General features: G+C 62.6%; 11 protein-coding genes. 3 read left to right on the top strand and 8 right to left on the bottom strand.

Annotated elements, in window-relative coordinates; translation table 11 throughout:
• Positions 1-33 precede the first annotated feature (33 nt).
• A complete protein-coding gene (locus RB548_RS25770; protein WP_331376599.1) occupies positions 34-1,413 on the bottom strand; it encodes an FAD/NAD(P)-binding protein in 1,380 nt (459 codons plus the stop codon).
• 590 nt (positions 1,414-2,003) lie between these two features.
• The gene (locus RB548_RS25765; protein WP_331376598.1) at positions 2,004-2,309 is read right to left on the bottom strand and encodes an NADPH-dependent FMN reductase family protein; all 306 of its coding nucleotides are present in this window, start codon (positions 2,307-2,309) and stop codon (positions 2,004-2,006) included.
• Here RB548_RS25765 and RB548_RS25760 point away from each other — a divergent pair.
• Entirely contained in the window at positions 2,298-2,984 is a 687-nt protein-coding gene (locus tag RB548_RS25760; RefSeq protein ID WP_331376597.1) for a GlxA family transcriptional regulator, read from the top strand. The genes RB548_RS25765 and RB548_RS25760 overlap by 12 nt on opposite strands.
• 54 nt (positions 2,985-3,038) lie before the next feature.
• Here RB548_RS25760 and RB548_RS25755 read toward each other — a convergent pair whose 3' ends face one another.
• The 5 genes from RB548_RS25755 to pcaD all read right to left on the bottom strand — a co-directional run bounded on the left by RB548_RS25755 (position 3,039) and on the right by pcaD (position 6,783).
• Entirely contained in the window at positions 3,039-4,094 is a 1,056-nt protein-coding gene (locus RB548_RS25755; RefSeq protein ID WP_331376596.1) for a 3-carboxy-cis,cis-muconate cycloisomerase, read from the bottom strand.
• Positions 4,095-4,184: 90 nt separating this feature from the next.
• On the bottom strand, positions 4,185-4,799 hold the full coding sequence (pcaG, locus tag RB548_RS25750; RefSeq protein WP_331376595.1) for a protocatechuate 3,4-dioxygenase subunit alpha: 615 nt from the start codon (positions 4,797-4,799) through the stop codon (positions 4,185-4,187).
• Between the two features lie 10 nt (positions 4,800-4,809).
• Positions 4,810-5,559, bottom strand: coding sequence for a protocatechuate 3,4-dioxygenase subunit beta (pcaH, locus tag RB548_RS25745; protein ID WP_331376594.1), 750 nt, complete (start codon positions 5,557-5,559; stop codon positions 4,810-4,812).
• A 14-nt stretch (positions 5,560-5,573) separates the two neighbouring features.
• The gene (pcaC, locus tag RB548_RS25740) at positions 5,574-5,978 is read right to left on the bottom strand and encodes a 4-carboxymuconolactone decarboxylase (RefSeq protein WP_331376593.1); all 405 of its coding nucleotides are present in this window, start codon (positions 5,976-5,978) and stop codon (positions 5,574-5,576) included.
• A complete protein-coding gene (gene pcaD / locus RB548_RS25735; RefSeq protein ID WP_331376592.1) occupies positions 5,971-6,783 on the bottom strand; it encodes a 3-oxoadipate enol-lactonase in 813 nt (270 codons plus the stop codon). The genes pcaC and pcaD overlap by 8 nt, the downstream gene beginning before the upstream one ends.
• Positions 6,784-6,876: 93 nt before the next feature.
• Between pcaD and pcaQ the strand changes: the two genes are divergently transcribed.
• Both pcaQ and RB548_RS25725 read left to right on the top strand, forming a co-directional pair.
• The gene (gene pcaQ, locus RB548_RS25730) at positions 6,877-7,803 is read left to right on the top strand and encodes a pca operon transcription factor PcaQ (protein ID WP_331376591.1); all 927 of its coding nucleotides are present in this window, start codon (positions 6,877-6,879) and stop codon (positions 7,801-7,803) included.
• Positions 7,804-7,886: 83 nt separating this feature from the next.
• Positions 7,887-8,453, top strand: coding sequence for a GNAT family N-acetyltransferase (locus RB548_RS25725; protein WP_331376590.1), 567 nt, complete (start codon positions 7,887-7,889; stop codon positions 8,451-8,453).
• Positions 8,454-8,574: 121 nt separating this feature from the next.
• On the opposite strand, the gene ggt is transcribed toward RB548_RS25725, so the two are convergent.
• Positions 8,575-10,320: a gamma-glutamyltransferase gene (gene ggt / locus RB548_RS25720; protein ID WP_331376589.1), complete on the bottom strand. Its 1,746-nt coding sequence runs from the start codon at positions 10,318-10,320 to the stop codon at positions 8,575-8,577.
• Positions 10,321-10,375: the final 55 nt, after the last annotated feature.

The raw sequence follows: 10,375 nt of genomic DNA, 5'->3' as shown, positions 1-10,375 counted from the left end.
TCAAATGGTAGGCCGCGGGCCAACCGCGGATTATCAAGCCGGCAAAGTCGAAGCGATCGCACTTGCCACGTCTTGCGCCTGGACCCGGATATCCGGGACCGCGGTGATTTCCCAGAACTGGCCCGCCGTCAAGGCGCCGACCGCGTAAAGGCCTGGCTGCGGCTCTTTCTGCCGATCAAGCACACGGGAATCCTTGTCGACAGAAAGGCCGAGTCCGAGCTCGTCGGGACCAATCAGCCCCTGCCGCTGCATTTCCCGAAGCAGCGGCGAATGCGCGACGCCAGCCCGCTCCATGCCAGTGCAGTTGACGATCCAATCCGCATTGAACGATCGGGGCCGGCGGCTTTGCCTTTCCCGATAGGAGACCAATGCGCCGCGAGGCCCATCCTCAATCGCCTCCAGAAAACCGGCGTGGACGGTAACGATGCCATCTCTTCTCAAGGCTTCGAAACGCGATGATATCTGCGGGGCGATGCGGTGGCGGTGGACGTTCCACCACGCCAGGCCATGGCGCAGGAACCGGGCACGTTGCTCTTTCGTCAGTTCCTGCCACAGCTTTTGCGTTACCGGTCTCAGGCCGTCCATCAGACCGCGCCAATCGGTGCCGTTGCGAACCTTTTTGCGAAAGCCCGCAAGCAGGGCGCTGATCTCTCGCGAACTTCCAAGCTCCGGCTCGACGGCCGCGGCCCGGCGGTCGGCCGGCGGATGCGCATGCGGAAGGAGGCCGCGGCGCGATAGCACACGGACACGCCCCTTGTGGCCGTGAACCCGCAAGGCAAGCACCTGATCGATCATCGTCAATCCGGACCCGAGAATGCAGATCGTGTCGCTCGGGCCGACCTTCGAAGGCCAGCTCAGCCGCCAGGGATTGCGCACGATGCGACTTTCGGCGCCGGCGTCGATTTTCTCCGCTGCGAGCGGCAGATCGGCATTGCCGATGCCGAGACAGAGCACAACGTTTCGCGCGCTCAGTTGGGTGCCGTTGTCGAGATGAAAGCCAAGTCCTGCCTCGCTGCAATGAACGCAGTCCGTCGCCTTGGCCTTGATGAAGTCAAGCTTCGCGGGCCGCTCTTGACCACGCAACAACGATGCCAGCCGGTCGCGCAGGTAAAGGCCGTAGTCTCCGCGTGAGGCGAAGCCGTCCGCGGAAACCTGCCGCATATGCTCCCCAAGCCATTCGACAAAATCGTTGGGCTTCTCGGGAAAGACGCTCATGCGCCCGGCAGGGACATTCAAGCGATGCACATAAAATTCCGTCCGATAGGCGGTGCCCCTTCCAAACCCGGGGTCATCACCGACGACCGCAATCGACGTGGCGGCTGGCAACAGGCGGAGCAGGTTGATCGTCACCGCGATCGCTGAAAATCCCGAGCCGACGACAGCGACATCATAAAGCAAACGCGTGTCCTTCATCCGTTGTCCCTTGCAACTACCGGAATGCGTAAGGCGTCCGCCAAGACCGACCCGAAGTCCCTGCACAAACGCTCATCACGGACAATGGTTTCGCGGTTTGATAATTATTTCTACAGAAATTATCAATATTATGAAGGGCTGTTTGCCTGCCTTGCCTCTTGGCGCACCACCGCGACGGAGCTGACTGCAGCGTGGACCACAGGAGAATATCGGACCGCTGCTATAATCGCTCGGGAAACGGTGGCCGGCATGGGAATACGTGCGGTTCGTCGCCGTTCACCCGGTCGCGCCGAAGCTCCATGAATTCAAGCAGACAGCAGTCGTCCGAGCCTGGGCCGCGGGGGTTGGAGAGGATTTCGGCAAAGCACGCCAAATCTTCACGGCACATGCGGCGGTCGCGATCTTTCGTGCCCAATTGACGGTCTCCGATTTTCTCGCGACCGTGTTACGCCGATGCGTCCCAATCCTCTTTGTGCCGCCGCAAGCTTTGGCCTTGAAAACGAGAGCAGCCGCTGCGCCCGATCGGCCGAATGCGACAGATTGATAGTCCTAAGATAGCAAGCGCGCCAAGATCGTCGCTGCAAGAGGCGTCACCCGATGAACTCGGCTTGGTAACAGCGCTCCGGATCGATCCGCCTGGTAAGGGCGGCGATGTGGCGCGCATGCATACGCGCGGCGACAAGCTGAACGAGGCTCGGACCTGCGGCTACCTTGCCGTCAGCGCCGTCGAGCTCGTTGCCGATTAGAAAGCGGTACGGGAGCTCCGCCACGATCATGCCAAGCTTCATCATTTCATATGCCACTTCCTTGCGCCAATCTTCCGGACATCGCGCCACGGCGCCGGGTACGACGAATACCGAGCCCAGCTTACCGATGAAAAGCCCGTGTTCCGGCAAGTTGGCCGCCTGTTTCAGAAAGCGGATCGCCCGGATGGCGTCGCTCGCGTCGCGAAGGAGCAGCAATATTGCGTCGACCTCGAGAAGATCGTCGGACCGCATTGGTCCCAGGCCGCAGAGTTCTCCAAGCGTTTTCCCGAGGTCAAGCTCGAGCCCAACCGTATTTTCACCAAGGATGGCAACGTCTGGACGTCGGCAGGCGTAACGGCCGGGATCGACCTGGCGCTTGCCATCGTCGAGAAGGATCTCGGCCTGGAGATCGCTCTCAAGGTCGCGCGCGAACTGGTCGTTTTCCTCAAGAGACCAGGGGGACAAACGCAGTTCAGTACGCTGCTCGCCGGACAGATCGCCCAGAAGACGCCCATCCGCTCGGCCCAGGACTTCATTGCCGACAACCTCGCCGCCGACTTGACTGTTGCCGCGATTGCGAGACGCGTCGGCATGAGCGAGCGAAACTTTTCCCGGCAATTCAAGCAAGAGGTGGGCATGACGCCGGCCGATTACGTCGAAAGCATGCGGCTGGAAGCGGGACGGCGGCTCGCCGAAGACACCAACATTCCGCTCAAGAAGATTGCCACGGACATCGGCTTCACCGACGACGTCGCCTTCCGGCGATCGTTCGTTCGCAGGTTCGGCACCTCGCCGGCCGCTTATCGCAGGAGTTTCGGATCGTGAAACGCCGGCGAACTGCAGGTGATTTAAGGAACCATGCAGTGGCCGGAATGCCGCTCACGCCCCGCCCAAGCGCCTGATATTGCCCGCCAGTTCTGCCGCAAGCCTGGTGGCGGCCGCCGTTGCGCCGGCCATCTGCGGGAGGATCAACCATTCGAGCGTCCAGGCTGAACCGGAGCGTTCCTGCTCATGGACGAGCGCCTGATGCACGCCCGCAAGCTGGGTTGCATTGAATCGCGCCAAGGTGACAAGCACTTCGGCTGCAACCGGATTCTGCTTGTGCGGCATGGCCGAGGAACTGCCGCCGCCGGCAAGCACGATCTCCTCGCCGGTTTGCGCCATCAGCGCCACATCCTGGCCAAACTTGCCGAGGCTGCCGGTGATCAGCGACAGCAGATTGGCGAAATCCGCCACCGCCGAGCGCTGGCTGTGCCATTGCGGGCAATCGACCAGCGCAAGCTCCTCGGCGAGCGTCTCGCGAACGGCCTCCGCCTTGTCCTCGAGCTTGTCGAGCGTGCCGGCAGCGCCGCCGAACTGCACGGCGAACAGGTCGCGGTCCATGGCTTCGAGGCGGTCCTGGTGGTCGAGGAGCGGCTCGATCCAGGCACGCAGGCGATCCGAAACCGTGACCGGGATCGCCGCCTGCATGCGGGTGCGCCCCATCAGCGGACGAAAACCCCATTGCCGGTCGCATTCCTCAAGCACCGCCACGACATCGCGGAGGCGGTAGCTGAAGAGTTCGGCGATCGCCTTCAATCGCAGCATCAGGCTGGTGTCGATGACGTCCTGGCTGGTGGCTCCGAAATGCACGTGGTTCGCCGCGTCGCCCCCAACCGCTGCGCGCAATTGCCGGACCAGTTCCGGAACGACGACGCCGTCGGCCGCCGTCGCGCGGCGGAGCGCCACGACGTCCGGGGAAAAGGCGCGACAGGCTTCGGTGATACGATCGGCCGCAGAACGCGGAATAATCCCGTGTTCCGCCTCGGCCCGCGCGAGCGCCGCCTCGAAGGCAAGCATGGCGCGGATATCGGCCGCAGCGGAAAACTCCGCCGCCACGGCCTCGTCACCAAGAAGACCGGAAAGATAGGGATGATCAAAGGCCGAGTAAGTCATTCCACATCTCCAGGATCCCGTGTTCCTGCGCGAGGCGGGAACAGCGACGTCAAAGGCACGAAGCAACGCGGGCATGACGCCACGCGATGATCATATATCCAGGAAGACCGTTTCCTTCTCGCCCTGGAGATGAATGTCGAATGTATAACTAGGCGCCGCGCCCGCGGCGACAAGCGTCGCGGCGCGAAGGCGATGTTCGATACGGGCAAGCAGCGGATCTTCGGCGTTCGCCGCCCCCTCGTCCGGGAAATACATCCGGGTGTGAAGACCGATGTTGATCCCGCGCGCAACGATCCAGAATGTGATGTGCGGCGCCATCAGGCGACCGTCCTTGAACGGCACCCGGCCCGGCTTGATGGTCTCGAAGGTGAAGACGCCGTCCTCGGCGCTCGTCGGGCACCTGCCCCAGCCGGTAAAATTCGGATCGGCCGTACCGCGCGTTTCCGAGGGCGAATTGTAGAGGCCGCTAGCATCCGCCTGCCAGATCTCGACGAGCGCATCCCTGAGAGGCATTCCCGCTCCGTCGATCACGCGGCCCCTGACGGTAATGCGTTGGCCAAGCGTCTTGTCGTTGACCATCGATGTGCCGAGATCGGCCTTATAGACGCCCGATATGCCGCAGAAGTTCGGCGTCAGGCCGATATGGACGTAAGGCCCGGCGGTCTGCGAGGCGGTTTCCTTGAGGTAGCCAAGATCCTGAACCATCGTTGCCCCCTCAGTTGCCTTCCGGCCGGTTTTCGAAGAACGTCGAGCGGCGGCCGCGCAGTAAGATGTCGAACTTGTAGGCCCGGGCGTCCATCGGGATCGTGTTGGCCCAGTCGAGCGGCGCGATCAGTTGCTCGATCGCCCGACGGTCGGGGATCGTGTTGACGATCGGACATTTCCAGATCATCGGATCGCCCTCGAAATACATCTGGGTGATCAGTCGTTGGGCGAAGCCGTGCCCGAAGATCGAAAAATGAATATGCGCCGGCCGCCAGTCATTGACGCCGTTCGGCCAGGGATAGGCTCCGGGCCTGATCGTCCGGAAGAAATAATAGCCTTCGTCGTCGGTGATCGTCCGGCCGCAGCCGCCGAAATTCGGATCGAGAGCCGCGAGATAGGTTTCCTTCTTGTGTCGATAGCGCCCGCCGGCGTTCGCCTGCCAGAATTCGAGCAAGGCACCCGGCACCGGACGGCCGCGCTCGTCGAGCACCCGACCATGCACGATGATGCGCTCGCCGATCGCGCTTTCGCCGGGTTTGGCGAAGTTGTGGATCAGGTCGTTGTCGAGTTCGCCGAGCATCGAATGGCCGAAGATAGGGCCGGTGATCTCGGAGATCGTGCCGTCGAGCGAAAGCAGCGCCTTTTGCGGCGAGCGCAGCACGGAGGTCTTGTAGCCGGGGGTGAAGGCCGGCGCGTGCCAGTCACGGTCGCGCTGAAAAAAGGCGCCCGTTTCGGGCTGATGGTTCCGTCTGTCCGACATTGTCGTTGCTCCTCTCAGGCCGCCCTGCCGGCATCCATTTCATCCCAGACCTGCTTGGCGATCTTGATCGCGTGGTTCGCCGCCGGCACGCCCGCGTAGATCGCCACGTGCAGAAGCGCCTCGCGGATATCCTCGCGGCTCGCGCCGGTGTTGGCCGTGGCGCGGACATGCATCGCCACCTCTTCATCCTGCCCGAGCGCCGCCAGCAGCGCGATGGTGACGATCGAGCGCTCCCGTTTCGTCAAGGTCGGGCGCGACCAGACATGGCCCCAGGCGGCTTCGGTGATCAGGTCCTGGAAGGGGCGATCGAAGTCGGTCGAGGCCGATTGCGCCCGATCAACGTGATTGTCGCCGAGAACGGCGCGGCGCGTCGCCATGCCCTGGCGATAGCGCTCGGAGGGCGCGGAGGCGTCACTCATCTTTCCTGTCTCCATGCATGACGAGTTCGAAGAATGGCCGAAGAATCGCGGTCAGGATCTCCGGCTGTTCGACACAGGGGATATGACCGGCTTCGCGGATCACCTCGTAGCGTGCACCGGGGATGAGCCGCGCCGTCGAGAGCACAACGTCGGGCGGCGTCGAACCGTCCTCTTCCCCGACGACGCACAACACGGGAACGGCAATCTTCTTGGCCGCCTCCGTGTAATCGGCATCGCGAACCGCAGCACAGGTGCCGATGTAGCCCGCCACCGGCTGCCGGATCAGCATGTTGCGATAGCCGGTGAACGCGACATTCTCCGGCCGCCGGAAAGCCGGCGTGAACCAGCGCTCGAGTACGGCGTCGGCAATCGCCTCGATGCCGTGTGCCTCGATCGTGGCGATGCGCGCGTCCCACATCTCCGCCGTGCCAATCTTGTGCGCCGTGTCCGAAAGCACGAGTGCACGCACCAGATCGGGACGGCGCTGATAGAGCGACTGCGCGATCAAGCCGCCGACGGAAAGCCCGCAGACGATCGCCTGGCGGACGGAAAGCAGGTCGAGCAGGGCGGCAAGATCGGTCGCATGATCCTCGATCGAATAGGGAACCTGGCCGACATCGGAAAGGCCATGGCCCCGCTTGTCGTAAAGAACGATCGCAAACTCGCCGGCAAGCCGGACGACGACATCGCGCCAGATGCGGAAATCCGTGCCGAGAGAATTGGCGAAGACAAGGACAGGCTTTTCCCCCGTCGCACCAATCACCTGATAATGAATCGTGATGTCGTTGATACGGGCGAATTGCACAGCAGATCTCCTCCGTCGCCAAATTGGATGTTTGATCTGGTTAGGTAAAATGATATTTCGTGGCTTTCCATTAACTCGTAGGTTATGGATCTCATGATCGACGCTCGTGTAAAGTTTCGCCATCTGCAGACATTTGTCGAGGTCGCACGCCAGAAGAGCGTGATGAAAGCGGCCGAACTCTTACATGTCAGCCAGCCGGCCGTTACCAAGACGATCCGCGAACTGGAGGAGGTGCTGGGCGTCGCGGTATTCGAGCGCGAGGGACGCGGCATCAGGATCACCCGCTACGGCGAGGTCTTTCTCCGCCACGCCGGCGCGGCGCTGACGGCGCTCCGGCAAGGGCTCGATTCGGTCTCGCAGGAACGTTCCGGCGACGGCCCGCCCATCCGGATCGGCGCCCTCCCGACGGTTTCCACCCGCGTCATGCCGCGCGCCATGGCGCTCTTTCTCAAGGAGGAAACCGGCGCGCGCATCAAGATCGTTACCGGCGAAAATGCGGTGCTGTTGGAGCAGTTGCGGGTCGGTGACCTGGATATCGTCGTCGGCAGGCTCGCCGCACCCGAGAAGATGACCGGGTTCTCCTTCGAGCACCTCTATTCGGAACAGGTGGTGTTTGTGGTGCGCGCCGGCCACCCGCTGCTGGCCGGCAGGCAGTCGATCTTCGCCCATCTCGGGGACTATCCGGTTCTGATGCCCACCCGCGCCTCGATCATTCGCCCCTTCGTCGAAGGCTTCCTGATCGCCAATGGCATCGCCAGCCTGCCGAACCAGATCGAGACCGTTTCCGATTCCTTCGGCCGCGCCTTCGTGCGCTCGAGCGATGCCATCTGGATCATCTCGACCGGCGTCGTCACAACCGATATCGACGACGGTCTTCTGGCGACGTTGCCGATCGACACCAGCGAGACCAGGGGGCCGGTCGGGCTCACCATGCGCACTGACGCGATCCCGTCCTTGCCGCTCTCGATCCTGATGCAGACGATCCGCGAGGCGGCTGGAGTGGCGATACCGAAGGGCTGAGCGCTGCGCGAGGAAAAGCGGCCGCTTTACTTTCGCCGATCGTTACCGAGAATGGCCTAACCAACGTTTTCACGCCGAACGCCATGGCCCAACCAGAGTTACAGCTCCAAGATTTCGCGGAAGACCATGCCCGGGACCTGCCGACCTGGTTTCCGACGCTGCGATCCCTCATTCAATGGGGCGGCCCGGATGTCCGCTTTCCGCTCGACAAGGACCAGATCGATGCCATGGTCGCCGAGACGGCCGGACGGCAGCCGAAGCGCTGGATCTTTTCCGGCCTTGTGCGAGGGGTCGTTGCTGGCCACGCGCAGGTCGCCCTCGACTGGCAAAACGGTGTCGCCCGGCTCAGCCGCGTCGCCGTCAATCCCCTGTTTCGCGGCCAAGGGCTCGCCGGCGCCTTCTTGACGCTCGTCGTTCGGCGTGTCTTTGCCGTTCCTGCTTTCGAGCGGCTGGAACTCAATGTCTACACCTTTAACGGGGCGGCAATCCGCACCTATCTCGGCCTCGGCTTTATCGAAGAAGGCGTGCGGCGCTCGTCGGTGAAAGTCGGCGACGAACGCTGGGACACCGCAATTTACGGCCTGCTGCGCAGCGATCTTCCCGATGGCCGCGTTGAGTACCGGGTCAGGCGGGCAAAGCTCAGGACATAATGCCTGCTCTGGATCACGATGATTTTAGGTCGAATCGACCGAATCATGAACGTGATCGATTCTAATAAGTTGAGACGCGGGATGCGGGCGGAAAACCGCACACACTTTTCCTCATCCCGCTCTAATACCCCCTCGCCGCGCCTGCCCCGATGCGGCTGTCGACAGCGCCGTTGTAGCGGGCGCCGCCGCCGGCCTCGATCTCGGAGAGCTTTTCTCCGCCGACGAGGATGCCGGTTGCCTGTCCCCAGATCATCCAGCTTTCGTCGATCTCGACGTCATGGCCCATGGCGGCGAGAAGCTTGCGGGTATCCGGCGAAAGCGCATAGGGCTCCATGAACACCTTGTCCGGCAGCCATTGATGGTGGAGGCGCGGCGCATCGACCGCCTCCTGGACGTTCATGCCGTGGTCGATGACGTTGAGGATCGCTTCCAGCGTGATCGTGATGATGCGCGCGCCGCCGGGGCTGCCGATCACCATGAAGGGCTTGCCGTCCTTTGAGATGATCGTCGGGCTCATCGAGGAAAGCGGCGTCTTCCCCGGCGCGATCGCGTTCGCCTCGCCCTGGACGAGGCCGTAGAGATTGGGCGCGCCGGGCTTGGCGGTGAAATCGTCCATCTCGTTGTTGAGCAGGATCCCGGTTCCGGGCGCCACCACGCCCGCACCGAAGGAGCCGTTCAACGTATAGGTGACGGCGACGGCATTGCCCTCGTCGTCGATGATCGAATAGTGGGTCGTCTCCTTGCTCTCGGTGAAACCCGCCGGCATCAGCGCCTGCGAGACGCCCGCCCTGAACGGTTCGATCTTCTCGCGGATTTCCTTCGCATAGGCCTTGTCGGTGAGTTTCCCGACCGGATTTTCAACGAAGTCCGGATCGCCGAGCGCGGTGTTGCGGTCGACGTAGGCATGGCGCATGGCCTCGATCATCGCATGCACGGTCTCGGCCGAACCGTAGCCGAGATAGGAAAGCGGATAACCCTCGAGAATGTTGAGGATCTCGCAGATGATGACGCCGCCTGACGATGGTGGCGGCGAGGACACGATGTCATAGCCGCGATAGTTGCATTTGACCGGTTCCAGTTCTCGAACGGCATATTGCTCGAAATCCTTCTCGGCGAGGATGCCTCCCTTTTCCGCGCTCGCCTTGACGATCGCGTCGGCAATCGCACCCTTGTAGAAGGCGTCAGGCCCCTTCTCCGCGATGCTTGACAGCGAGGCGGCAAGATCTGCCTGAACCAGCTTCTCGCCGACGGCGAAGGGCTTGCCGTCAGGTCTCAAGAAGATCGCCGCTGCCGCCGGATCCTCCGCCAGCCTCTCTGTTTCACCGTCGAACGAGTCGATATCGCCCTGCTCCAGCAAGAAGCCTTCCTTGGCGAGCTTGATCGCCGGCGCGATCAGCTCCTGCAGTGGGCGCGTGCCATAGCGGCTGCGCGCGTGCTCGAAACCCATCACCGGGCCGGGCACGCCGACGGCGAGATAGCCCTCGGTGCTCAAGCCTTTGACGAGATTGCCCTTGTCGTCGAGATACATCGATTTGGTGGCGGCGAGCGGCGCGCGTTCGCGAAAATCGAGAAAGGTCGTTTTGCCGTCCTTGAAGCGGATGGTCATGAAACCGCCGCCGCCGATATTGCCTGCCGTCGGGTAGACGACCGCGAGCGCATAGCCGACCGCGACCGCCGCATCGATGGCATTGCCGCCCTTCTTCATCACTTCCACGCCGATATCGGAGGCGAGATGCTGGGCGGTAACCACCATGCCGTGCTCGGCTTTTACCGGCTCCGGCGACGCCGCCTGCGCCGTCCACGGCGAAACGGCGCCAAGCGTGAATATCAAAGCAAAGGACTGGCTCTTCAAGCTCAGACTGCGCATGCCTTCCTCCCGCAAATGGAATGATTGCCCGCAAAACGATGCCCTCAACCGGCGA

Source organism: Sinorhizobium chiapasense (assembly GCF_036488675.1).
In the GTDB taxonomy this organism is placed as follows: Bacteria; Pseudomonadota; Alphaproteobacteria; order Rhizobiales; family Rhizobiaceae; genus Sinorhizobium; species Sinorhizobium chiapasense.
Note: the sequence above shows the minus strand (reverse complement) of the source record. Positions and strands in the feature narration are given on the sequence as shown.

Bases quoted from the DNA above. Each gene is read 5' to 3' on its own strand.
- RB548_RS25770 (WP_331376599.1), bottom strand. From the start codon at position 1,413: ATGAAGGACACGCGTTTGCTTTATGATGTCGCTGTCGTCGGCTCGGGA.
- RB548_RS25755 (WP_331376596.1), bottom strand. From the start codon at position 4,094: ATGACTTACTCGGCCTTTGATCATCCCTATCTTTCCGGTCTTCTTGGT.
- pcaG (WP_331376595.1), bottom strand. From the start codon at position 4,799: ATGGTTCAGGATCTTGGCTACCTCAAGGAAACCGCCTCGCAGACCGCC.
- pcaH (WP_331376594.1), bottom strand. From the start codon at position 5,559: ATGTCGGACAGACGGAACCATCAGCCCGAAACGGGCGCCTTTTTTCAG.
- pcaC (WP_331376593.1), bottom strand. From the start codon at position 5,978: ATGAGTGACGCCTCCGCGCCCTCCGAGCGCTATCGCCAGGGCATGGCG.
- pcaQ (WP_331376591.1), top strand. From the start codon at position 6,877: ATGATCGACGCTCGTGTAAAGTTTCGCCATCTGCAGACATTTGTCGAG.
- RB548_RS25725 (WP_331376590.1), top strand. From the start codon at position 7,887: ATGGCCCAACCAGAGTTACAGCTCCAAGATTTCGCGGAAGACCATGCC.
- ggt (WP_331376589.1), bottom strand. From the start codon at position 10,320: ATGCGCAGTCTGAGCTTGAAGAGCCAGTCCTTTGCTTTGATATTCACG.